Consider the following 24118-nt stretch of genomic DNA (forward strand, 5'->3'; position numbering starts at 1 on the left):
GTTTTCTTCAATCCAATCAAGGAGAGTCATGATGAAACACTTCAAGTCCTTTGCTCGTTTTGCTGTTCCTGCTGCGCTGATTTCCATCGCTGTTCCGGCCATGGCTGCTGGTGATGGTGGCGTTGACACTGCGGGGATCATCGCAACGCTCACCACCGGCTTGGCCGCTATTGCGGCCATTGGTGCTGCTCTGCTGGGTTTGGCTGGCCTGTCCAAGCTGTATGGCATTGTTCGGGCCCAGCTGGGTCGCTAATCGTTACTGTAACGATTAATGCGTAAATTCTTTGTTTCGGGTGTGGTGGGGCTTTAAGTCCTTCCCGGTCTGGGGCAAAGAGTTGTCACCCTGGGGGCTTCGGCCCCCGTTTTTTTGGGAGCAATCAATGTGGCGGGTTATTTTGTCATTATTGCTTTTCTGGGCGCTTTCTGGATTCTATTTACCCGCAGCTAATGCGGAAACAATTCCAGCTGTTCAGCGTCCTGGCTTAAAAGGGGATTGCTTGAAAGCAATGAAGGCTTTATCTGCTGGCGAAGTTGTTAGGGTTGAAACTACAGATAATGCATGTCTCGGGTATAACGTTCACGATTCGTATTGGGGTGCATATTCATTTGCGTCATTGGGCTGGAGTGATATTTGGGGGTGTCCAGATGCTTCATGGACTTATGACGCTTTTGCAAATAAATGCTCTCGTCCCGACAAGCCCAATCCTACTGATTGTCCTTCGCCGGATGTTATGGCTATTACGTGTAGCGCTTTGGCTGGTAAATATCAGCAGAAGGGCATGATTACGCCGACAATGGGTCCTGGTTGCGATACTGGTGGCGGTAATAGTCAAATGCAGCAGTGCGGCGCTGGCTGCGGTATGACAACGCGCCAAGTTGTCACTCCTACTGCTGCATATTTAGCTCATGTTTATACCGGTGCATATTGCAAGCCAGATGGCTCAGTTACTGATGGCTCATACGTTAAAACGCCGCCTACGAATAAGGTTTGTCCAGAAGGGCAGGTTTATGGCGAAGTGAATGACGTGCCTACTTGCTTGAACAGTAAGCAGGAGCCTGGAAAACAGGCCCCGGAAACGACTTCACCGGACTCTTGTCCTAAGGGGTCTGTCAGCATCATTAATGTCACTACGGGTAAGCCAATGGGCTGCGTTGACCCTGCGGATACAAGTAAGCCGTGCCCTGATGGGACGTACAAAGTCACTCAAGGGGGCATGACGACATGTCAGGGTACGGCTACTACGCCGGCTCCTTCTTCTCCGCCCGGATCGGGCGGTTCTTCTGGTCACTCAGGTGGTCCCAAGCCGGGTGGTGGCGGTTCGACTGGTGGAACTCCAAACCCGAAGCCGGGGGATAGCTCTAGCCCAACGCCAGAAAAGCCTTCCGATAAGCCATGTGACGAACAATTCCCGGCGGGGTTGAAATGGGTTTGCGGCTTGGGTGATGGTCTTTCCGGTCCGGATGGTAATCAAGGCCCGACGAGCGAAAACGGCGGCGATATATCCGGCATGTTAGACACCTCTGATTTCTTTGGTGGTGGTTCTTGTCCTGCACCTTACACTTTGAATGTCCCAATTGCTTTCTCAACGTGGCAGTGGAATATCACGTATGAGCCGCTTTGTAAGTTTGTACTGCTTTTACGCCCTGGAATTATTGCTTGTTCATTTGTTGCTGCTATTTACATCATCTTTGCGAATAGGAGTTAAATCATGCCTGCTTGGCTTATTCCAATAGTGTGGGGTGTGATAACGGCGCTTTTGAATTCCGTTATTTCTAGGGTTTTAGCTGCACTGGGCGTTGGTTCTGTCACATTTTTTGGTGTCAATTTTTTCATGTCTAAAGTTCGCTCTGCGCTGATGGGCATGACGGCAGGTTTTGGCTCGGATGCTATGAATATTTTGGGCATGTCCGGCCTTGGGGTTTGTATTAGCGTTATTCTTTCCGCCTTTACTATTCGAATGACTTTGAGCGGTATAGATAAAGCTGGCAATTTTTCTTCTATCAAATTCAGTGGCTTTGGGGGTGGTAAATGATATATCTGATTACGGCTGTCCCTGGTTCCGGTAAAACGCTTTACACGCTTGAGTGGTTGAAGGAAAAAGGTGAACAAGAGAACCGTCAGGTTTATGTTTCGGGTATTCCGCTTACTGATGAAGGTAAGAAGGTTCTGGACTGGAAGGAATTAGACGACCCGGAAAAATGGCATGAGTTGCCTGCCGGTGCAATTGTTGTGATTGATGAGTGCCAGCGTGTTTTTCCGGTTAGACGATCTGGCAATGGTGTCCCGAAGCACGTTTCGATGTTTGAAACACATCGCCATCTTGGTATTGATGTCGTGCTGATTACTCAGCATCCATCGCTAATGGACTCGCATATTCGCAAGCTTGTTGGAACGCATAAGCATCTGATTCGTATGTTTGGCGCTCAGCGCTCAACGCTTGCGACATGGCAGGAAGGCATTCAAGAAAACCCCAACAATAAGAGTGCTCTTAAAAACTGCTTGGATAAGAAAACTTTTGTTTACCCTAAACATGTCTATGGTTGGTATAAATCTTCGGAAATGCATACGCATAAACTTGTTATTCCGAAGAAAGTGAAGTGGCTTATTGCTTTGGCTATTTTTGTTGTTTTTGCTTTGCTTGCCATGTTCTATATGGTTTATCAAATATTTGTTGTTGAGCCAAAAAAACAAGCTGAGGCAGTTAATGCGAAAACAACTTCTTCAGCGCCATCTGCAAATACGTTGAATCCATCGGTTCAGCAAGGAAGTCCAAAGATTATTAAGACGGCTCAAACATTTCTTTCTGATAGACAGCCGAGGGTTGATGGCATTCCTGAGTCTGCGCCGGCTTATGATGAACTTACTACGCCCCGGACGTTTCCTAAAGTGACTGCGTGCTTGTCTAGTAAATTAAAATGCAGTTGCTTTAATCAGCAGGGTACATTCATCCAAATGGAAGAGTACAGGTGTCGTTATTACGTTGAAAAAGGATGGTTCGATCCTTACGTTGACCCGAGGGAAAATAAAGAGCGCGAGGTTATGGCTGATCGTTCCTTGCAATCTTCCGCGCCAATTGTTGTTGCTATGGTCCAGCCTACCGTTAAAGATTTTGGTTCGAAAGAAAATTTCCCGCGCTCGTTCAAATGAAATTATCTATAAGGTGATTCAGTCATGAATTCAGATTCTCTAGTAGCCTTTATTTTCTTTTGCTTGATGTGTTTTTTCTATTATCTTTTAAAATTCTGAACGGGGAACTTTAATGGCTAATGCTCATTATGTTATTTCTAACATTCCGAACATGTCAAAACAGGCGGCTGAGCAGTCCGGTTCTTCTTATGATGTTTTTGTCCGTGTGTTATCTGGGATGGTGGACTGCGCCATTGCTGAACTTTCGCCGGAAGAAAAATCGATTGTTATTGCTTATTCTGTGCGGCGATTTGGTTATTTGACAGTTGAGCAGATAGAGGAGCATAACGCCGATATGTGGGAAGAGGGTATTTGTTCTCATGGTTTGACTGAAAATACTTGTCCGTGTGGTTGCTTTGAATTTAATTAAGAATATTGAGCAAAAAGTGTTTAGGATTCTGTGACTCCTTGATCGTGACTCGCCCTGGACAAGTCACACCAGTTGGGTCACACTGAACTATCACGTTTACTGTTTTGGGGGCATTTGTGACTGACCAGGTAGTTTTGCCAGCAGCTCCGTCACAGCTCGTCTTGAGTCTATTTCCGGGTGTTGATCTGCTGGGGCGTGGATTTGAAGCTGAGGGCTTCTCGGTTGTGCGCGGGCCTGACCTTATATATGGCGGAGATATTCGGCAATTTAGGGTCGTTCCTGGGCGGTTTGATGGTGTCATTGGCGGTCCGCCATGTCCAGATTTCAGTAAGGCTCGCCGCTCTGAGCCATCCGGCTATGGCCTTGAAATGCTCGGTGAGTTTCGCCGCGTTGTCCTTGAAGCGCGTCCGCTTTGGTGGCTGATGGAAAATGTTGCTGGCGTGCCTGATATGGTGCTACCGGGCTACAGTCACCAGCGTATTGATATCAACGCATCGGAATGCGGCTTGCAGCAAAACAGACTGCGTCATTTTCAGTTCGGCCATTGTGATGGTCTTGTCTTGACGGTGAATCGACTTCCTGCCCGCGTTGACGTTGAGCCTTGTTGTACTGCAAGCGAGGGCACTCAACAGGGTAAGCGTGACTGGCTTCGTTTCTGCCAGCTTCAGGGGCTGCGCGATGGAATAGACTTGCCTGCTTTTACTCTTGGCGCGCGTTACCGTGCTGTCGGGAATGGTGTGCCGGTTGATATGGCTAGGATGATGGCGTCCGGAATTCTCTCTCTACGCGATCCGGATGATGTGAAGGTTTGCCAATGTGGCTGTGGCCGCGAAGTCGAGGGCAGGGCGCGTCTAGCAACGCCGGCTTGCCGCAAGCGTCAGCAGCGTAAACGTGACTCTGCCGGCGTTATTCGTTCCAGCTTGGTCACGCTGTGACTCAGCTGCTGTGTCCCGCCCCTAGATTGTCATTGTGACTCGACGGTCGCGACACTTTCCCGGGTAGTCACGTGACTGTCCTGGTGTGACAGATCCTGGATGAGTCACACCAGATCTGTCACGTGACTGAGCTGCGGTGACTCGGCGCCGGCCAGTCACTTATTTTATGTCACTGTAACGAAAATCATCAGCCAAGATCGACCCGGCCCCTTCTTGTAGACCTCTCATAGCTCTCGCACGCGCTCGCTTCCGTAGCCCCGCGAAGCGCCCCTAGGGGCCCCGCCTGAACGTTGTTTGTTCAGGAAGGGGGTAGGGGGACTAGCCGGCCGTCGAGCCGGCGTAGTAGGGCGTCTTATGAGGCGGGTACTGTTGCGGCCTTTTCAGGCTCTGGTCTGGGGTGCGCTTGTTTTAGCGCTCGTGCGAGATTGTCGATGATTGTTTGATTGGGGTTTGGTTTGAGACGTATTGCCATTAGCCCGGCTTCCTGGATGATGTTGTCTCGGGCTTGGTCCTCTTCCTTTTTCTTGTCGTGGGATCTGTCGTCCAGTTCGATAACCGCAATCATTGACATGTCGATTTTGCAAATGACGAAGTCTGCTACCTTTTGCTTGATCTTGCCTCGTGCGCTTTGATTTTCGCCATAGCTGCCGCCGGTTGCGTCAATGACTTGGCTTAGTGCGACTTGAGGGAAAACCAAGAAATCGGGTGCTAGGCTGCGTCTGAGCTTGTGAAAGCATTCTTCTTCGTGTTTTGTGAGTAGGGTTTTGCGCTTGAGAGTGTATTGTGTCTTTGATGGTGTCGGCGCTTGTTCTTGCGCTGGCCCGGTTTTTTGTTTCGCCTTCTTTGATTTGCTTGAGATAGCGAGTGCCGCTACTAGGGAGAAGAAAAGCAGGGTTGCGATTAGAGTCATGGCTGTTTTCCGATTTGTTGCCGTGTCGTAATGCTAACGGAATATGCGATTTAGCATCAGTCCAAACTTGGCTTGCCGGTGGCAGTTTTCGCGGTAGAAGTCACGCTCGGCCATTAGTCGTTCGATCAGATCGGCTTGCTCTTGGGCTAGTCTGTGTGCTCGGCGGTACTCGTTTAGTTCATGCCATTCGTTGATATGTAGAGCATCGCCCCAAGGCGATACGATACGTTCGCCGTCTACCTGGTATTCTTTCCACGGTCCCATGTCTTGTATCTTCCTGCGCTGTTTCAGATACAGCCATACAAGCTTAGGGACAGGTTCTTCGCCCGTTTTCCATCCTCGCCATTCAGTTACCGTAACGCCAATTTCTTTTGCTGCAGCTTCATCGTCGTGTGTAAACATCAGCTTGGCTAGTTCCAAGCTGTCGCATGCGAACCTTGTCCACGGGCTGAATCGTTGCTGTGACATACCGGAAAGAGAAGAGGCCCTTGCGGGCCTCTCTATAGTTGTTGTTGGCGTTGTCATATTACGTGTTCAGCATTAGGCTATGACTGTTGCAAATCAGCAACGCTTTCTTCTTCTTTCTGCGATTTGACATAATATACATTATGCGAATATAAGGACAAGCCAAGGCACCGCCAGAACCCGCCTGAAGCCCACCCCTGGGCTTCAGTGGTTCAATCGCCTTTAGGCAAGCCGCTGATGATAGGCCCAAGGTCCAAAAACTGTTCCAGCATGTCCGCCAGCTTGTCGATATTGGTCTCGCGCAGCGCCGGGTAATCCAGCGCCACCGCTTCGTGCAATCCAGCCCAGCGCAGGATGGCCTGGCAGGCGGCCGGCTCGTCGAACACGCCGTGCAGATAAGTGGCCAGGATCTGATCATCTTCCGAGCGCGCGCCGTCCGCGCCGCCGTCCTTGAAATGCAGCGCTGGCCGCTGCAGCGCCGGGCCGGCGCTGACGCCCATGTGGATTTCGTAGCCGGTGGCCTCGGCGTGGTCCAAGGTCAGCCGGCCGCACATCCGCGTCAGTCGCTTTTCCGGCGCCAGCGTGGTTTCCATGTCCAGCCAGCCCAGTCCGTCGCCGCTACCCGGCTCGCCTTCCAGTCCGTCTGGATCGTGGAGCTTGCGGCCCAGCATTTGCAGGCCGCCGCAAATGCCCAGCACCTTGCCGCCGTAGCGCAGATGGCGGCGTATCGCTTCTTCCCAGCCCTGCGCGCGCAGCCAGGCCAGGTCCGCCAACACGCTCTTGCTGCCGGGCAGCACGATCAGATCGGCCGGCGGGATGGGCGTGCCGGCGCGCACCAGGGTGAATTCCACTTGCAGATGCAGGCGCAAGGGGTCGAAGTCGGTGTGGTTGCTGACGCGCGGCGCGGCCGGGGCGATGACGCGCAGCTTGTCGCCGGCGCCGCTCGCGCCGCCCGGCTTGTCCAGGCCCATGCTGTCCTCGGCTTCCAGGTGCAAATCGTGCAAATACGGCAGTACGCCCAGCACGGGCTTGCCGGTATGTTGTTCCAGCCAATCGATGCCGCTCTTGAGCAGGCTGGGGTCGCCGCGGAAGCGGTTGATAACGAGGCCGATCACCCTGGCGCGCTCGGATTCCGACAGCAAGGCCAAGGTGCCGGCCAGGTGGGCGAATACGCCGCCGCGTTCGATGTCGGCCACCAGGATCACCGGGCAGTCCACCGCCTCGGCGAAGCCCATATTGGCGATGTCGCCGTCGCGCAGATTGATCTCGGCCGGGCTGCCGGCGCCCTCGGCGATGATGCACTGATATTGCTCCGCCAGCCTGGCGTGGGACGCCAGCACCGCCTTCATCGCCACCGGTTTGTAGTCGTGATAGCCGCGAGCCTCCATATTTCCTATCGCCCGCCCGTGGATGATGACCTGAGAACCGGTATGGCTGTTGGGCTTCAACAGTACCGGGTTCATATCGGTATGCGGCTCCAGCCCGCAGGCCTGCGCTTGCACCGCCTGCGAGCGGCCGATCTCACCGCCGTCCACCGTCACCGCGCTGTTCAGCGCCATGTTCTGCGGCTTGAACGGCGCCACCCTCACGCCACGGCGGGCCAACAGCCGGCACAAGCCGGTGGCCAGCGCGCTCTTGCCGGCATCGGACGTGGCGCCCTGAATCATGATGGTCTTGGCCATGGCATTCCCCCCGCACATAGATGGCGAACAAGGCTTAGAATGGCGGCTTGATTCATTCCGGCCATCCCAAACCCTAGAAATTTGCGCATTGGATACCTCCAAGCGGCGGTCGGCCATTATATAAGGTTGTGTGTTGAATTCCGCATTGTTTCTACCGCTAGCGCTGTTGCTGGACCGCCTGCTGGGCGAGCCGCGGCGCTGGCATCCACTAGTCGGCTTCGGTCGGCTGACCCGGGCCGTTGAGCGCTTTGGCTACCCCTCCTCGCCCGATGCCGAGCCCCGCTGGCGCATGCGTCTGCGCGGCGCCCTCTCCGTTTCATTCTTGATCCTGCCTCTGACGCTGGCGGCCTGGCTGCTGGCCCGGTTGCCGCTGCTGTCAGCCATTGTCCCGCTTGTTCTGCTCTACCTGGCGGTGGGCGCCAGGAGCTTGGCTCAGCATGCGGAGGTGGTCAGACAGGCGCTGGCCGACGGCGATCTCGCCTTGGCCCGTGAACGGGTGGGCTGGATTGTCAGCCGCGACACGAGCGAGCTGGATGAGGCCGGGATTGCCCGCGCCACCATTGAGTCGGTGCTGGAAAATGGCTGCGACGCGGTCTTTGCCGCGCTGTTCTGGTTTCTGCTGCTGGGCGCGCCCGGGGCGGTGCTGTACCGGCTGTCCAACACGCTGGATGCGATGTGGGGCTATAAGAACGCGCGCTATTTGCATTTTGGCTGGGCCGCCGCCCGCCTCGACGATGTGTTGAACTATGTCCCGGCGCGGCTGACCGCCCTCACCTATCTGCTGCTGGGCCACGCGGCAAGCGGCTGGCGCTGCTGGAGAACGCAGGCGCCCACTTGGTACAGTCCCAACGCCGGCCCCGTGATGGCGGCCGGCGCCGGCGCGCTGGGCGTCTCCCTTGGCGGCGGCGCGCGCTACCATGGCCAGTGGAAGGAGCGCCCGCCCTTGGGCTGCGGCCCCGCGCCCACGCATCAGGACATCGGCCGCGCGGTGCGCTTGGTCAGCCGCGGCGCATGGCTGTGGGCCGGTCTTTCCCTATTGTGGGCTGTTTTGATTGGAGTCATGCATGCTTGAACACGGAGGCGGCCTGCTGCGAGCGGCCGCTGAATACGGTATTCCGCCTGGGGATTGGCTGGACCTGTCCACCGGCGTCAATCCCAATGGCTGGCCAGTGCCGCCGCTGTCCGCCGACGGCTGGCTGCGGCTGCCGCAGGACCACGACGGGCTGGAAGCGGCGGCGGCGGAATATTACGGTTGCGAGCAACTGCTGCCGGTGGCCGGCTCCCAGCCCGCCATCCAGGTGCTGCCACGGCTGCGAGCGCCCTGCCGCGTCGGCATGTTGACCTTGTGCTACGCCGAGCACCCCTACCAGTGGCAAAGGCGCGGACACCGCGTGGAACGGTTCACGCCGGACGGGCTGGCCGCGAATATTGATCAGCTGGACGTGGTTCAAATCTGCAATCCCAACAACCCCACCGGAGACCGTTTTGAACCGGCTTTGCTGGAAGACTGGCGGCAAAGGCTGGCGGAACGCGGCGGCTGGCTGCTGGTCGACGAAGCGTTTCTGGATGCGTCGCCGCGGGACAGCATGCTCCCCCATATCGGCAAGCCGGGCCTGATCGTGCTGCGCTCGGTCGGCAAATTCTTCGGTCTGGCCGGCGCGCGCGCCGGTTTCGTGTTCGCCCAGGCCGCGCTGCTTCAAGCGCTGGCCGAGGAACTGGGGCCCTGGGCCATGGCCGGACCCGCGCGCGAAGCGGTGACGCTGGCGCTTGGCGACACCGCGTGGCAGCAGTCCATGAGGAGCAAGCTGCTGCGCGATAGCGCGCGGCTGCGGAACTGTCTGCAGCGGCACGGGCTCGCCCCGGCCGGCGGCTGCGAGCTGTTCCAGTGGGTTCCCGGCGAGGCCAGCCTGCCCTTGCATCGCCATCTGGCGGGGCGCGGCATCTTGAGCCGTTATTTCGAGTCCCTGCCCAGCTTGCGCTTTGGCCTGCCTAGCGGCGAACAGGACTGGGCGCGGCTGGAGCAGGCCTTGGCGGATTGGCGGCGATTGTAATTAAAATCAAAACGCCAGCTGTTCACAGCCTGGTTTTTGTCACGTATCATCCGACCCCATCATGACGGTGCCCCAAAAACCTGTGTGCGAGCTCGCCAGCCAAGATGCGCGGCAGCTCGTAAACAGGTTCTCAGAGGGTGAAACGGGAACGCGGTGCAAGACCGCGGCTGCCCCCGCAACTGTAAGCGCAGAGTCCACGCCTAAAGCCACTGGCCCCTAAACGGGCCGGGAAGGCGGCGCCGGACGGCGACGCGCGAGCCAGGAGACCGGCCGTCATACGTGTCGACGCAAGCAGAAACCGGGCGGGGTGTACCGGGGGATACGCACATGCGCCGCTCATGAACACTCGGCGACCTGTGCCCTCGTTTGCGCGACGGAAATCGTCTCCGAGGGCACCATGCATTCATCCACCGCGCCGTCCGCCGGCCGCCGTCTGGCGCAGCACGCGCCGATACTCGCCGGGCTGATCCTGGCCAATCTGCTGGCCTGGGCCTGGGCTTTCGCCGCCTTCGCCGATCATCCGGCCCAACTCGCCACCGCCCTGCTCGCCTATCTGTTCGGCCTGCGCCACGCGGTGGACGCCGATCACATCGCCGCCATCGACAACACCGTGCGCAAGCTGATGCAGGAAGGCCGCCGACCGTCGGCGGTGGGCCTGTTCTTCTCCGCCGGCCACTCCGCGGTGGTGGTCATCGCCGTCGCCCTGATCGTGTTCGCCGCCAGCGCATTGCAAAGCCGCGTCGCCGGCTTCAAGGAGATAGGCGGCGTCATCGGCACCAGCGTGTCGGCCTTCTTTCTGCTGACGCTGGCGCTGATCAATCTGTCTTCCTTGCGCGCGGTATGGGGCGCTTTCCGCCGCGCCCGCGCCGGCGAGGCCATTTGCGACGAGCAGCTGAATCTGCTGCTGAACAACCGCGGCCTGGTCGCGCGCCTGCTCAAGCCGCTGTTCCGCATGGTGACCAAGAGCTGGCATATGTTGCCCATCGGCTTTTTGTTCGGCCTGGGTTTCGACACCGCCACTGAAATCGGCCTGTTCGCCATCGCCACCTCGCAAAGCGCCAACGGCGTGGCGCTGTGGCACATCATGGTGTTCCCGGCGCTGTTCGCCGCCGGCATGGCGCTGGTGGACACGCTGGACAGCATGATGATGGTGGAAGTCTACGGCTGGGCCTTCGTCAATCCGGTGCGCAAGCTCTGGTACAACCTGACCATCACCTTCGTTTCCGTCCTCGTCGCCGTCGGCATTGGCGGGCTGGAGGGCCTGGGCCTGCTGGCGGACAAGCTGCAGCTCACCGGCGGCTTCTGGGATCTGATCTCAGCGCTCAACGACGATCTGGCTCATTTCGGCTACTTCGTCATCGGCGTGTTCCTGCTGACGTGGCTTGCCTCCGCCGCCATTTATAAATGGAAGCGTTTTGACCAACTGACGCCGGAGGCGCGATGAGAACCCACGACAAACACGTGCTGATGTGCACCGGCCCGCGCTGCACGCCGGACGGCCAGGGTTCGGAAGCGATGTTCCTGCACCTGGGCCGCAGCATAGACGCTTGCGAAGGCCTGCGCGCCAAGCGCACCCGCAGCCACTGCTTCGCCGTGTGCAAGGAAGGCCCGGTGATGGTGGTGTATCCGGACGGGGTCTGGTACCGCAAGGTGAATGAAAGCGATATCGAACGCATCGTCTGCCAGCATCTGAAGGGCGGCGTTCCTGTCGAGGAATTGGTGTTCCATAAAACCGGCGTCGGCGACATCGAAACGGAGGCGCAGGCATGAGCGCCGCACTCGCCCTGTTAAGCCACGCCGGCACCGATCTCGCCGCGCTGTCGCGCGCGCGCTGGCCGGAAGACTTCCCCTCCGTGTCTGGCATCTCGCTGCAAGGCATTGCCGACGAGGCCGCGATGCAAGCGCTGCTGGACGGCCAACTGGCCCAGGTCCGCGCCATCGTGCTGCGCGTGCTGGGCCGCGCCGACGCGATACCCGGGCTGGAACTATTGCTGGCCCACGCGCGCCGGCTGCAGGCCGCGGTCATCGTGCTCAGCGGCACCGGCGAGCCGGACCCGGAGCTGCAAGCGCTATGCAGCGCGCCGGTATCGCTGCAGCAGGACGTCCACGCCTATCTGCAGGCCGGCGGCAGCGCCAATCTGGGCGAGCTGATGCGCTGCCTGGCGGACAGGCTGCTGCTGACCGGCTTCGGCTACCAGCCGCCGCTGCCGCTGCCCGAGCACGGCGTTTACCACCCGGAGCTGAGCGCGCCCTGCTCGCTCGCCGACTGGCTGGCAATCCGCAACCCGGACTGGCCCACCGTGGGCCTGTGCTTCTACCGCGCCCACTGGCTGTCCGGCAACACCCGCTTCATTGATCTATTGGTCGATTGCCTGGCCGAGCGCGGCGTCAACGCGCTGCCGGTGTTCACCTCGTCCTTGCGCACGATTCAAGACGGCGGCCTGCCGGCGGCGCTGGCGCTGCTGGCCGATCCGCGCGCCAAGGTGTCCTTGCTGATCAACACCACCTCGTTCGCGATGGGCGACATCAACAACGACGGCCCCACCCAGCCCGGCTGGGCGGTGGAGGCGTCGGACCGGTTGAACCTGCCGGTGCTGCAGGCCATCACCAGCAGCATGACGCGCGAGCAATGGGAAGCCTCGGACCGCGGCTTCAACCCGCTGGACACCGCGATGAACGTGGCGCTGCCGGAATTCGACGGCCGCATCATCGGCGTGCCGCTGAGCTTCAAGCAGCCGGCCATGATGGACCAGCCCGGCCAGGCCGAACAATACGCGCCGCTGCCGGACCGCGCCCGCCGCCTGGCCGGCATCGCCGCCCGCCTGGCGCGGCTGCGCCATGTGGAAAACGCCGACAAACGCATCGCCTTCATCTTCACCAACTCCAATAGCAAGGCCTCGCAGATAGGCAATGCGGTGGGGCTGGATTCGCCCGCGTCTCTATACGCTATGCTGCGCGGCATGCAGGGCCGCGGCTACCAGATGGACCCGCTGCCGCCGGACAGCGACGCGCTGATGCACGAGCTGATAGACCGCGGCGCCTACGATCAGGACTACCTGAGCGCCGAGCAGATGAAAAACGCCGCCGCCCGCGTGCCGGCCCAGCGCTACCAGGCCTGGTTCGACGAGCTGCCGGACAGTCTGCGCGACAAAATGCTGCAGCGCTGGGGCCAGCCGCCGGGCGGCGCCTACGTCGACGGCGACGAACTGGTGTTTTCCGGCCTGGATTACGGCCATGTCTTCGTCGCGCTGCAGCCGCCGCGCGGCTACGGCATGGACCCGGACGCCATCTACCACACGCCGGACCTGCCGCCCACCCACCACTACTACGCGCTGTACCGCTGGCTGCGCGACGACTGGCGCGCCGACGCCATCGTCCACGTCGGCAAGCACGGCACGCTGGAATGGCTGCCGGGCAAGGGGGTGGGCCTGTCGCAGAACTGCTTCCCGGATGCGCTCTTGGGCGACATGCCGCTGTTCTACCCCTTCATCGTCAACGATCCGGGCGAAGGCTCGCAGGCCAAACGCCGCGGCCACGCGGTGATCATCGACCATCTGACGCCGACGATGACCACCGCCGACAGCTACGGCCCGCTGGCGCAGCTGACCCAGTTGGTGGACGAGTACTACCAGGTGGAGCTGCTGGACCCGAACAAGCTGCCGCTGTTGCAGCAGCAGATCTGGGACCTGATCAAGGAGGCCAAGCTCGACACCGACCTGGCGGCGATGCTGAAACATGATCACGAGCATGAGCACGGCCATGAGCACGAGCCTCGCCACGATCATGAGCACCCACACCCGCATGGCGGACATCATCACGCGCCCGCCGCCGTCCACGGCAAATACCGGCCGCAGGCGGCCAAACCGGCTGCCGCGATGAAACCGGCGGCGGCCGCGGCGGCGAAGTATCGCCCGGCCAAGGCCGCCCACGGCCACGATCATGGGCACCACCATCACGATCATGAACACCATGGCCATCACCACGACCATCATCATCATGATCATCACGGCCACAGCCACAGCCACGACCACCACGATCATGACCACGACTGGGACGACACGCTGAACGAAGACGGCGTGCCCTTGAGCCTGGCCAAGATGGACGGTGTCGACGTCGCCCACCTGATCGAGGACATTGACGGCTATCTGTGCGAACTGGGCGCGGCGCAGATCCGCGACGGCCTGCATGTGCTGGGCAACGCGCCGCAGGGCGAGGCGCTGGTCGACATGCTGCTGGCGCTGACCCGGCTGCCCAATCTGGGCATCCCCGGCCTGCCCGCCAGCGTGGCGGCGGCCTGCGGCGGCGACTGGACGCTGTGGCAGCAGGATCAGGGCAAGCGTCTAGCTGAGATGCCCGCTGCCTTGCAGACATTGGCCGATCAGCCGCTAGTCACCCGCGCCGACGCCCACGACGCGGTGCTGAAGCTGGCGCGCGGCTTGATCGCCGATCTGGCCGCGCGCGGCTACGACAGCGCCGCCGTGCCGGCAGCCGTCGCCGCCGTGCTGCCCGGCATCGAGCCCAACGCCGACCTGGAACGCGTGCTGACCTTCGTCTGCGCCGAGCTGTGCTCCAAGCTGGCCCGCACCGCGGAGGAGATAGACAATCTCTTGCGCGGCCTGGAAGGCGGCTACGTGCCGGCGGGCCCCAGCGGCGCGCCCACGCGCGGCATGGCCCATATCCTGCCCACCGGCCGCAATTTCTACTCGGTGGACCCGCGCAGCCTGCCCTCCAACGCCGCCTGGCGCATAGGCGACGGCCTGGCGCGCGAGATGCTGGCCCGCCATCTGAAGGAAACCGGCCAGTACCCGGAGTCGGTGGCCATCAGCGTGTGGGGCACCAGCGCGATGCGCACCCATGGCGACGACATCGCCGAAATCCTGTCCCTGCTCGGCGTCAAGCCGCGCTGGCAACAGGAAAGCCGCCGGGTGCAGGGTCTGGAAGTGATCCCCCTGGCCGAACTGGGCCGGCCGCGCATCGACGTCACCGTGCGCATCAGCGGCTTCTTCCGCGACGCCTTCCCGCATCTGATTGCGCTGATCGACGAGGCGGTGCACACCGTGGCGCGGCTGGACGAGCCGCTGGAGCAGAACTTCCTGCGCAAGCACTACCTGGCCGACCTGAAAAACGAACTGCTGGGTGCTCTGCCCGACGCCGACGCGCATGCGCTGTACCGCGTGTTCGGCGCCAAGCCGGGCAGCTACGGCGCCGGCATCCTGCCGCTGATCAACGAGCAGAACTGGCAGAACGACGCCGACTTCGCCACCGCCTACGTCAACTGGGGCGGCTACGCCTACGGCCGCGAGGCCAACGGCGCCGACGCCCGCGACGCGCTGCGCCACCGGCTGGCCGGCGTGGAAGTGGCGCTGCACAACCAGGACAACCGCGAACACGACATCTTCGACAGCGACGACTACCTGCAATACCACGGCGGCATGATCGCGACGATACGCAGCCTCAGCGGCCGCCAGCCGCGCGCCTTCTTCGGCGACAGCCACAATCCGGAAGCGCCGGCGGTGCGCGGGCTGAAGGAGGAAGTGCTGCGCGTGTTCCGTTCGCGGGTGGCCAACCCCAAGTGGATAGCCGGCATCCAGAAGCACGGCTACAAGGGCGCGCTGGAGCTGACCGCCACCGTCGATTATCTGTTCGGCTACGACGCCACCGCCCAGGTGGTGGACGACTGGGTCTATGAACAGCTGGCGCAAAGCTACGCGCTGGACCCGGCGATGCAGCAGTTCTTCGCCAACAGCAACCCCTGGGCCTTGAACGCCATCACCGACCGTCTGCTGGAAGCCGCGCAGCGCCAGCTGTGGGCGGAGCCGGACCCGGAGACGCTGGCCGCCCTGCGCCAGTTGCACCTGGATAGCGAGGCGCTGCTGGAAGCGCGCGGAGAGAACAAAGCATGAGCCCGATTTACCCCTTTGCCGCCGTCGTCGGCCAGCAACAACTGAAGCAGGCGCTGCTGATCTGCGCGGTGGACCCCACCGTCGGCGGCGTGCTGGTGCGCGGCGACAAGGGCAGCGCCAAGAGCACCGCCGCGCGCGGCTTGGCCGCCGTGCTGCCGCCCATCCGCCGCGCCGCCGGTTGCGGCTACAACTGCGAGCCGGACCACCCGCTGCCGCTGTGCCCGGTGTGTTCCGGCGACGCGCGCGCGCTGCATGACGGCCCGGTGCCCTTCATCAACCTGCCGCTGGGCGCCACCGAGGACCGGGTGCTGGGCAGCCTGGACTTCGAAAAGGCGCTGCAAGGCGGCAAGCAAGCGTTCAAGCCCGGCCTGTTGGCCGCAGCCCACCGCGGCATGCTCTACATCGACGAAGTGAATCTGTTGGCCGACCATCTGGTGGATGTGCTGCTGGACGCCGCCGCGATGGGCGTCAACACTGTGGAGCGCGAGGGCCTGGCGGTCAGCCACCCGGCGCGGGTGACGCTGCTGGGCACCATGAACCAGGAAGAAGGCGATTTGCGGCCGCAGCTGCTGGACCGCTTCGGCCTGATGGTGGACGTGGCCGCGCCGCGCGAGCCTCTTCAGCGCGCCGAGGTGGTGCGCCGCCGCCTGGCCTTCGAGGCCGATCCGGCCGGCTTCGCCGCGCAGTGGCAGGCCGACAGCGAGGCGCTGCGCGCCAAGATCGCCGCCGCCCGCGCCTTGCTGCCGCAAACCCGGCTCAGCGATAGCTTGTTCCACTTCGTCAGCGAGCTGTGCTGCGAATTCGAAGTCAGCAGCTTGCGCGCCGACATCGTGCTGAACAAGGCCGCCCGCGCGCTGGCGGCGCTGGACGGCCGCGTCGACGCCTCCGCCGAGGATGTCCGCGACGCCGCCCGGCTGGTGCTGCCGCATCGCCGCCGCAGCAAGCCGTTCGAACAGAGCGGGCTGGATCAGGACAAGCTGGAACAGATGACGCGGCAAGCGTCGAATCCGCCGCCACCCCCGCAGGAGCGGAACGGCGCCGACCAGCCGCCGCCGGATGGCGACGGCGAACAGCAAGCGGACACGTCCGGCCATGGCGCCGAGCAAATCTTCGCCGCTGCGCCGGCCGGCGACATTGCCCGCATCCGCGTCCAGGCGCCCTCCTCCGGCGACGCCACCGGCCGCCGCAGCGACGGCGCCAGCCGTCAGCGCGGCCACTATGTGCGCGCCGAAGCCAATCCGCAGCCGGCCCAGCTGGCGGTGGACGCCACCCTGCGCCACGCGCTGCTGCGCGACCCCAACAACTTCGCGGTCACCCGCGCCGACCTGCACGACAAGGTCCGCGTCGCCAAACAGGGCAATCTGATCCTGCTGGTCGTCGACGCGTCGGGATCGATGGCCGCCCGCCAGCGCATGGAACAGGTCAAGGGCACGGTGCTGAGCCTGCTGGAAGACGCTTACCGCCGCCGCGATCAGGTGGCGCTGATCGCCTTCCGCGGCCAGCAGGCGGAACTGCTGCTGCCGCCGTGCAACCGCGTGGAGCAGGCCGAACGGGCGCTGCGCGAGCTGCCCACCGGCGGCCGCACCCCGCTGGCGCACGCGCTGGCGCTGGCCGCCGACACGCTGTCCCGCCAGCTGGGCGGCCCGGCGCCGCTGCTGGTCATCCTGAGCGACGGCCGCGCCAATGTGGCGCTGGACGGAGACGGCGACCCGTGGCGGCAAGCGCTGGACCTGGCCGGCCAGCTGGCCGGCACGCCGACGCTGGTGCTGGACACCGAGCAGGACTTCGTCCGCCTGGGCCGCGCCCGCGAACTGGCCGAGGCGCTGGGCGCGGAATACCTGGCTTGCGACGCCCTGACCGGCGAGCAACTGACATTGACGATTCGACAAAGACTGGGCCGCTGAGATGACGGGCAAGGTTTATCTGATAGGCGCCGGTCCCGGCGACCTGGACATGCTGACGCTGAAGGCCGCGCGCTGCCTGCGGCTGGCCGATGTGGCGCTGGTGGACGATCTGGTGCATCCGGATATTCACACCCTGCTGCGGCCGGACGCTGAAATCGTGCCGGTGGGCAAGCGCGGCGGCCGGCCGTCTACGCCGCAGGCCGCCATCGAGCAAAGAATGATGGACGAGGCCCGCGCCGGCAGGACGGTGGCGCGCCTCAAGGGCGGCGACCCCTTCGTCTTCGGCCGCGGCGGCGAGGAAATGCTGACGCTGCAAGCGGCCGGCATCGAGGTGGAGATCGTCAACGGCCTCAGCGCCGGCCTGGCGGTGCCGGCCACGCTGGGCATTCCGCTGACCCACCGCCATTTCGTCCACGGCGTCACTTTTGTCTCCGGCCACCCGCACCAGGACGGCGACGAGCCCAACTGGCGGGCGCTGGCGCAAAGCGGCATGACGCTGGTGATCTATATGGGCGTCAAGCGGCTGCCCTTGATCCGCGCCGAACTGCTGCGCCACGGCCTGAAACCCGACACCCCGGCGGCGGCGATAGAAAACGGCACCCTGCCGCAGCAGCGCCAGGTGCTGAGCACCCTGGACGCGCTGGAACAAGACATGAGCGCGGCCGGCATCCACAGCCCGGCGCTGATCGTCATCGGACCGACGGTGGCGCTGGCGTCCTGTAGCCCCTCAGCGCTCGAGCGCAGCGAGGCTCCCTTGCAGGGCAAGGGCGGGGGGATTGGGCATGAATCCAAGTGGCGGCCGACTGAACTCGCACAGTGAAGAGGCCCGGCTTTGCCGGGTCCTGTAGAACAGAATCGAATGACTACATTGCAGCCAAAGGAATACGCATGATCATCTGCATAGGCGCCGGCCCCGGCGACATCGGCTACCTGCCGCAACGCTCCGCCCAACTGATACGCGAGGCCGACGTGGTGGCCGGCTTCAACGCGGTGGTGGACGTGGTGCGCCCGCTGATCCCGGACACGGCCGAAGTGATCCAGATGGGCTACCGCGACCAGGTGGCGCAGCTGGACATCGTCGCCGAGCGCCACCGCGCCGGCAAAAACTGCGTGGTGGTGTTCATGGGCGACATCCACTTCAGCGGCTTCCAGTATCTGGAGCGAGTGGAGCGCGCCTGCGGCCACCCGGTGGACACCATACCCGGCATCTCGTCGGCGCAGATCCTGGCCTCGCGCGGCAAGGTGTGCTTCGACGAAACCAGCTTCATCACCTTCCACCGCCGCGGCGACCTGACGCCGTTCAAGCGCCACCTGGTGCATGTGTTGCAGGACGGCCGCAACGCCATCGTGATCCCCTGCCCCTGGGACGAGGCGCGTTCCTTCATGCCCTGGCACATCGCCGCCTATCTGCTGGAAAACGGCATCCCGGCCGGCCAGCAGGTGGAAGTGTGGGAAAACCTGACCCGCAACGAGGCGGAATGGCGCGGCACGCTGGCCGAGTGCGCGGAGCAGCGCTTCTCCGACATGAGCATCATGCTGATCCGCACGCTCGCGCCGATGGACAGCCAGATCGAGCCGACCCACAAATGAGCCAGCAAGACTACGCCATCGTGCTGGCCGGCCACGGCAGCCGCGACCCGGACGGGGTGAACGAATTCATGCAATTGGTGGCCGCGTTGAAGGCGCGCGCCGGCGAACGCCAGGTGGCTCACGGCTTTCTGGAGTTCGCCCGCCCCACCATAGACGAGGCGGTGGACCAGGTGCTGGCCGCCGACGCCAAGACCGTGGTGATGGTGCCCGGCGTGCTCTTGGCCGCCACCCACGCCAAGAACGACATGCCCAGCGAGCTGCTGGCGCTGCGGCAGGCGCATCCGGGCATAGCCTTTCACTTCGGAGCGGCGCTGGACCTGCATCCGCGGCTATTGGCGCTGTGCCGCCAGCGCATCGTCGAGGCCGAGGCGGCGTCGCCGCACACCGTGTCGCGCAACGACGCCTGCCTGGTCGTCGTCGGCCGCGGCACCTCGGACCCGGACGCCAACTCCGAAATCTCCAAGCTCACGCGCATGCTGGAAGAAGGCCTGGGCTTCGCCGCGTCTTTCGTCTGCTATTCCGGCACCGCCAAACCCTTGGTGGCCGACGGCCTGCGCGCCGCCGCCATGCTGGGCTACCGCCGCATCGTGATGCTGCCCTACTTTCTGTTCGACGGCGTGCTGGTCAAGCGCATCTACGGCGCGGCGGCGGACCTGGCGGCGCGCCATCCGGAGATCGAGGTGCTGAGCGCCGGCTATCTGGGCCCGGACGAGCAAGTGGCCGAGGTGTTTCTGGAACGCGCGCAGGAGGGCGTGGAAGGCCGCTCGGCGATGAACTGCGCGCTGTGCAAGTACCGGGTGCAGATCGTCGGCTTCGAACAACAAGTGGGCGAGCCGCAGCGCGGCCACCACGGCAAGGTGCGCGGCCTGCTGGAGCGCGAGCCAAACGCTAGCCAACCGCCGGCCTGGAAACGCTACACCCCGCACCCGATAGAAGCGGAAAGCATGCGCATCATCAATGAGGGCCGCGACTGGTCGGCCTTCCCGGCCGAGCAGCGCACCGCGCTGATGCGGCTGGTGCACACCACCGGCGACTTCAACAGCGTGGACGAGCTGTTTTTCTCGCCCGGCGCCTGTGAAACCGGCATGCGCGCGCTGCTGCGCTGCCGCCGCGTGGTCACCGACGTCACCATGGTGGAAACCGGCCTCAAGCGCGAAGTGCTGCGCCAGCTGGAAGTGGAAACCTGGTGCGGCGTGCACGACGAGGAAACCCGGCTGCTGGCCGAAGCCAACGGCATCACCCGCTCCGCCGCCGGCATCCGCCGCGCCTGGCAGAAGTTCGGCAACGACTGCGTGGTGGCGATAGGCGACGCGCCCACCGCCATCCGCGAGGTGGTGCGCCTGGTGCGCGATCACGGCTGGCGGCCGCAGCTGGTGGTGGGCCTGCCGGTGGGCTTCGTCGGCACCCGCGAATGCAAGGACGAGCTGCGCGCGCTGCTGCAAGTGCCGCGCATCACCAATCGCGGCACCCGCGGCGGCTCGCCGTGGGCGGCCACCGTGGTCAACGCGCTGATGATAGACGCGATCGAACACGTGTATCAGCAGCAGGAAGCCTGAGCCCGGTGCGCCAGCCCTACGACCTCGCCGCCCTCGCCCCCAACGGCATGCGCCGCGGCCGCACCACCGGCAGCTGCGCCACCGCCGCCGCCAAGGCGGCGCTGATGCTGCTGCTGGACGGCGTGGACGCCGACGAGGTCTTCATCAGCCTGCCGGACCCGGATTTCTACCTGGCGGTGCCGATACAGCGCGTGGCCTGGCTGGACGAAAACACCGTGCGCGCCGAAGTGCTGAAGTACGCCGGCGACGACCCGGACAACACCGACAGCGCGACGATCTTCGCCGAGGTGAGGGCAAACCACAGCGGCGCGCTTCGTTTCCTGGCCGCGGCCGGCGTCGGCATGGTCACCCAGCCCGGCCTGCGCATCCCGCCCGGCGAGCCGGCGATCAACCCGGTGCCGCGGCAGATGATGCGGCTGGCGCTGGCCGAGACGCTGGCCGGCCGGCCCGATCCGGGCTTCGACCTGGCGATAGGCTGCGTCGACGGCGACAAGATCGCCAAGCGCACCTTCAACCCGATGCTGGGCATCGTCGGCGGCATCTCGATACTGGGCACCAGCGGCATCGTCGAGCCAATGTCGCAGGCGGCGTGGATCGCCTCCATCGAAGTCTATGTGCGGGTGGCGCTGGGCGAGTTGCCGGCCGCCATCGCCTTCACCCCGGGCAAGATAGGCCGCGGCTACGCCGCCGACACGCTGGGGCTGGAGAAAAAACAGGTGGTGCAAATCGCCAACTTCGTCGGCGACTCGCTGGACTTCGCCGAATCGGTGCTGCTCGAACAGGGCCGCACCCTAGACACGCTGTGGGTGCTGGGCCACCCGGGCAAGATCGCCAAGCTGCTGGACGGGGTGTGGAACACCCACTCCGGCAAGAGCGGCATGGCGATGGACGCCGTCGCCGCCGTCGCCGCCGAGCTGGGCTATGCGCCCGAGCTGGTGGCCGCCATCAAACAAGCGAATACCGTGGAGAACGTAGTGCAGATCATGAGCAGCCAGCCGGACGCGCGCGGCTACTGGATGGAAATAGAACGCCGCACCGCGGCGCTGATGGCCGCGAAAGTGCCCAGCGCGCGGCAGGTGGCGGTGCGCCTGTTCAGCATGGACGGCACCCCGCTGGGAGAAGCGGCATGAAACTGGGACGATTGATAGGCATAGGCGTCGGCCCCGGACCGGCCGGCTTGATTCCGGTGGCGGCGCTGGCCGCCTTGCGCGAGGCCGACATCGTCTACCTGCCGCGCGCCACCTCCAGCGACACCTCCGTCGCCCGGCAATGCCTGGCCGGGCTGGCGCTGGACGAAAGCCGCTTTTGCGAAATCGAGTTCGAAATGAATCCGGACCGTGGCGCGCTGTCGCGCCATTACGGCGCGCTGGCCGAGCAATTGGCCGCCGAACTGAAAGCCGGCCGGAACGTCGCCTACCTGACCATAGGCGACTCGATGACCTACTCCACTTACGGCTACCTGCTGGCGGCGCTGCGCGAAATGCTGCCGGCGCTGGAGACGCAGACCTTCCCCGGCGTCACCAGCTTCGCCGCCACCGCGTCGGCGCTGTCCTGGCCGCTGGGCGAAGGCAAGGAGCGCATCCTGATCCTGCCCTGCCCGGACGAGATGGCCGCGCTGCGGGCCGATATCGACAGCCATGACCTCATCGTGCTGATGAAGATAGGCAAGCGGCTGCCGGACGTGCTGGCGCTGCTGAACGAGATGGGCATCGCCCATCTGTGCGCCTTCGCCCGCCGCATCGGCCTGCCCGGCGAAGTGCTGTGCGCCGACGTCTCGCAACTGAGCGCAGACGCCAGCGGCTACCTCGCCACCATGCTGATCCGCAAGACAGCCAGAGAAAGACGCCATTCATGAAAGTGTATTTCATCGGCGCCGGCCCCGGCGCCGCCGACCTGATCACGCTGCGCGGCAGCCGCCTGTTGGGCGCGGCGCCCATGGTGCTGTACGCCGGCTCGCTGGTGCCGGCGGAGATGCTGAGCCACTGCCGCCCGGACGCGGAAATCCACGACACCGCCGAACTGAACCTGGACCAGCAGGAAGCGCTGTACCGCCGCGCCCAGGCCGAAGACAAGGACGTGGCCCGGCTGCATTCCGGCGATCCGGCGATCTACGGCGCCACCAACGAGCAGATGCGCCGGCTGGAAGCGCTGGGCATCGGCTACGAAGTGGTGCCCGGGGTGTCCTCCTTCACCGCCGCCGCCGCCGCATTGGGCAGCGAGCTGACCCGGCCCGAGGTGTCCCAGTCCATCATTCTGACCCGCACCAGCGGCCGCGCCAGTGCGGTACCGGAGACGGAGTCGATCGCCAGCTTCGCCGCCCACCGCGCGACGATGTGCATCTTCCTGTCCGGCCAGCGGCTGAAGCAGACCGTCGCCGATCTGTCGCTGCATTACCCGCCGGATACCCCGGTGGCGCTGGTGCGCCGCGCCAGCTGGCCGGACCAGTCCGTCCACCGCTCCACGCTGGGCCAGATGCTGTCCGAGGTGAAGCAGAAAGACTGGCTGCTGACCACGCTGCTCTTGGTCGGCGCAGCACTGTCGCGCGAAGGCGGCGTTGAATCCAGCCTGTACGCGGCCGGCTTCACCCACATCTTCCGCGACGGCGACGCGCGCAAGACCAAGCGGGCCAGCCTTCAGAAAGAAAAGCAGGCATGAGCCGCGCCGTGTGGCTGGTGCGCGCCGAGGCGCTGCCGCTGGGGCAAAAGCTGGCGGCGGCGCTGGACGCCAAGCTGTACCAGCCGTGGCTGCAAGCCGAGACCGGCGCGCGCGAGCAATTCCGCGCCGCCTTCCATGCGCACAGCCACTGGGTGCTGGTGATGGCCAGCGGCATCGCCGTCCGCTACCTGGACGGCCTGCCGCAAAGCAAATACAGCGACCCGGCGGTGGTGGTGATGGACGAAGCCGCCCGCTTCGCCATCCCGCTGTTGTCCGGCCATGAAGGCGGCGCCAATCAACTGGCCTACGCAGCGGCTCGGCTGACCGGCGCCATCCCGGCCATCACCACCGCCACCGAAGCGATCAAGCCGCTGACGCTGGGCATAGGCTGCCGCCGCGGCAAAAGCGCCGAGGCCATCGAACAAGCGGTTCTGCAGGCCTTGGCCGGCCGGCCGCTGTCCGCCGTGCGCGAAGTGGCGACGATAGACCTGAAGGCCGACGAAGCCGGCCTGCTGGCGTTCTGCGCCCGCCACGGGCTGCCCTTGCGCGTCATCGCCCGCACCGACGTCGCCGCCCGCGGCTGGACCGGCGCGCCTTCGGACTGGGTGCGGCGGAACGTCGGCGTGGACGGCGTGTGCGAACCCTGCGCGCTGATCGCCAGCCCCAGGGGCGGGCTGATCGTGCCCAAGACCGCGCGCGACGGGGTGACGGTGGCGGTGGTGGAGGATGCCCCCCTCTCCCCAACCCCTCTCCCGCGAGGGGAGAGGGGCTTGACGCAGTGCGTAGCGCGGGTTGGCCATGCCATACCCGCGAGCGATGCGGCCGACAAAACATGAGCCATCGAAAATGGAATCGCAGGTATTGCCTGGCGTCCAACCCGCGCTACGGACTTACCCGCCCGCAGAGTGGA

The 24118-nt window shown here is 63.5% G+C and carries 22 protein-coding genes and 1 riboswitch; of the genes, 19 read left to right on the forward strand and 3 right to left on the reverse strand.

The window, feature by feature from the left end:
• Positions 1 to 31 precede the first annotated feature (31 nt).
• The 6 genes from DB032_RS13950 (at position 32) to DB032_RS13965 (ending at position 4492) form a co-directional block, all read left to right on the forward strand.
• A complete protein-coding gene (locus tag DB032_RS13950) occupies positions 32 to 253 on the forward strand; it encodes a hypothetical protein (protein ID WP_199225898.1) in 222 nt (73 codons plus the stop codon).
• Between the two features lie 127 nt (positions 254 to 380).
• Complete coding sequence (locus DB032_RS23770) at positions 381 to 1706, forward strand: virulence factor TspB C-terminal domain-related protein (protein WP_146176682.1); 1326 nt, start codon at positions 381 to 383, stop codon at positions 1704 to 1706.
• 3 nt (positions 1707 to 1709) lie between these two features.
• Positions 1710 to 2033 (forward strand): DUF2523 domain-containing protein, encoded by a 324-nt coding sequence (locus DB032_RS13955; protein ID WP_107800016.1) that lies wholly within the window; start codon positions 1710 to 1712, stop codon positions 2031 to 2033.
• Entirely contained in the window at positions 2030 to 3148 is a 1119-nt protein-coding gene (locus tag DB032_RS13960) for a zonular occludens toxin domain-containing protein (RefSeq protein ID WP_107800017.1), read from the forward strand. Before DB032_RS13955 ends, DB032_RS13960 begins: the two co-directional genes overlap by 4 nt.
• Before the next feature lie 112 nt (positions 3149 to 3260).
• Positions 3261 to 3557: a hypothetical protein gene (locus DB032_RS23775; RefSeq protein WP_146176683.1), complete on the forward strand. Its 297-nt coding sequence runs from the start codon at positions 3261 to 3263 to the stop codon at positions 3555 to 3557.
• Positions 3558 to 3673: 116 nt separating this feature from the next.
• A complete protein-coding gene (locus DB032_RS13965; RefSeq protein ID WP_158274308.1) occupies positions 3674 to 4492 on the forward strand; it encodes a DNA cytosine methyltransferase in 819 nt (272 codons plus the stop codon).
• A 352-nt stretch (positions 4493 to 4844) separates the two neighbouring features.
• On the opposite strand, the gene DB032_RS13970 is transcribed toward DB032_RS13965, so the two are convergent.
• The 3 genes from DB032_RS13970 to DB032_RS13975 form a co-directional block, all read right to left on the reverse strand.
• On the reverse strand, positions 4845 to 5402 hold the full coding sequence (locus DB032_RS13970) for a DUF2726 domain-containing protein (RefSeq protein ID WP_107800019.1): 558 nt from the start codon (positions 5400 to 5402) through the stop codon (positions 4845 to 4847).
• Positions 5403 to 5435: 33 nt separating this feature from the next.
• Positions 5436 to 5822: a hypothetical protein gene (locus DB032_RS23780; RefSeq protein ID WP_146176684.1), complete on the reverse strand. Its 387-nt coding sequence runs from the start codon at positions 5820 to 5822 to the stop codon at positions 5436 to 5438.
• A gap of 257 nt (positions 5823 to 6079) precedes the next feature.
• The gene (locus DB032_RS13975) at positions 6080 to 7549 is read right to left on the reverse strand and encodes a cobyric acid synthase (RefSeq protein ID WP_107800020.1); all 1470 of its coding nucleotides are present in this window, start codon (positions 7547 to 7549) and stop codon (positions 6080 to 6082) included.
• A gap of 130 nt (positions 7550 to 7679) precedes the next feature.
• Between DB032_RS13975 and cbiB the strand changes: the two genes are divergently transcribed.
• The 13 genes from cbiB to DB032_RS14040 all read left to right on the forward strand — a co-directional run bounded on the left by cbiB (position 7680) and on the right by DB032_RS14040 (position 24044).
• On the forward strand, positions 7680 to 8621 hold the full coding sequence (gene cbiB, locus DB032_RS13980; protein ID WP_255411653.1) for an adenosylcobinamide-phosphate synthase CbiB: 942 nt from the start codon (positions 7680 to 7682) through the stop codon (positions 8619 to 8621).
• Positions 8614 to 9600, forward strand: a complete 987-nt coding sequence (gene cobD / locus DB032_RS13985; protein ID WP_107800022.1) for a threonine-phosphate decarboxylase CobD — start codon at positions 8614 to 8616, stop codon at positions 9598 to 9600. The genes cbiB and cobD overlap by 8 nt, the downstream gene beginning before the upstream one ends.
• A gap of 107 nt (positions 9601 to 9707) precedes the next feature.
• Positions 9708 to 9890: riboswitch (cobalamin riboswitch) on the forward strand.
• 107 nt (positions 9891 to 9997) lie between these two features.
• Positions 9998 to 11044 (forward strand): HoxN/HupN/NixA family nickel/cobalt transporter, encoded by a 1047-nt coding sequence (locus tag DB032_RS13990; RefSeq protein ID WP_107800023.1) that lies wholly within the window; start codon positions 9998 to 10000, stop codon positions 11042 to 11044.
• A complete protein-coding gene (locus DB032_RS13995; RefSeq protein ID WP_107800024.1) occupies positions 11041 to 11370 on the forward strand; it encodes a ferredoxin in 330 nt (109 codons plus the stop codon). Before DB032_RS13990 ends, DB032_RS13995 begins: the two co-directional genes overlap by 4 nt.
• Complete coding sequence (locus DB032_RS14000; RefSeq protein WP_107800025.1) at positions 11367 to 15503, forward strand: cobaltochelatase subunit CobN; 4137 nt, start codon at positions 11367 to 11369, stop codon at positions 15501 to 15503. Before DB032_RS13995 ends, DB032_RS14000 begins: the two co-directional genes overlap by 4 nt.
• Positions 15500 to 17407 (forward strand): putative cobaltochelatase, encoded by a 1908-nt coding sequence (locus DB032_RS14005; RefSeq protein WP_107800026.1) that lies wholly within the window; start codon positions 15500 to 15502, stop codon positions 17405 to 17407. The genes DB032_RS14000 and DB032_RS14005 overlap by 4 nt, the downstream gene beginning before the upstream one ends.
• Position 17408: 1 nt before the next feature.
• Positions 17409 to 18227 (forward strand): uroporphyrinogen-III C-methyltransferase, encoded by an 819-nt coding sequence (gene cobA / locus DB032_RS14010; protein WP_107800027.1) that lies wholly within the window; start codon positions 17409 to 17411, stop codon positions 18225 to 18227.
• 68 nt (positions 18228 to 18295) lie between these two features.
• Complete coding sequence (locus DB032_RS14015) at positions 18296 to 18997, forward strand: cobalt-precorrin-7 (C(5))-methyltransferase (protein WP_107800028.1); 702 nt, start codon at positions 18296 to 18298, stop codon at positions 18995 to 18997.
• Positions 18994 to 20553, forward strand: a complete 1560-nt coding sequence (locus tag DB032_RS14020) for a precorrin-8X methylmutase (RefSeq protein WP_107800029.1) — start codon at positions 18994 to 18996, stop codon at positions 20551 to 20553. The genes DB032_RS14015 and DB032_RS14020 overlap by 4 nt, the downstream gene beginning before the upstream one ends.
• A 5-nt stretch (positions 20554 to 20558) precedes the next feature.
• Positions 20559 to 21683 (forward strand): cobalt-precorrin-5B (C(1))-methyltransferase CbiD, encoded by a 1125-nt coding sequence (cbiD, locus tag DB032_RS14025; protein WP_233246713.1) that lies wholly within the window; start codon positions 20559 to 20561, stop codon positions 21681 to 21683.
• Positions 21680 to 22408, forward strand: coding sequence for a precorrin-2 C(20)-methyltransferase (gene cobI / locus DB032_RS14030; RefSeq protein WP_107800030.1), 729 nt, complete (start codon positions 21680 to 21682; stop codon positions 22406 to 22408). The genes cbiD and cobI overlap by 4 nt, the downstream gene beginning before the upstream one ends.
• Positions 22405 to 23208, forward strand: coding sequence for a precorrin-4 C(11)-methyltransferase (gene cobM / locus DB032_RS14035; RefSeq protein ID WP_107800031.1), 804 nt, complete (start codon positions 22405 to 22407; stop codon positions 23206 to 23208). The genes cobI and cobM overlap by 4 nt, the downstream gene beginning before the upstream one ends.
• Positions 23205 to 24044 carry a cobalamin biosynthesis protein gene (locus DB032_RS14040; protein WP_233246714.1) on the forward strand — a complete coding sequence of 280 codons (840 nt, stop codon included), beginning with the start codon at positions 23205 to 23207 and terminating at the stop codon, positions 24042 to 24044. The genes cobM and DB032_RS14040 overlap by 4 nt, the downstream gene beginning before the upstream one ends.
• Positions 24045 to 24118: the final 74 nt, after the last annotated feature.

This window comes from Chromobacterium sp. Panama, assembly GCF_003052555.1.
In the GTDB taxonomy this organism is placed as follows: Bacteria; Pseudomonadota; Gammaproteobacteria; order Burkholderiales; family Chromobacteriaceae; genus Chromobacterium.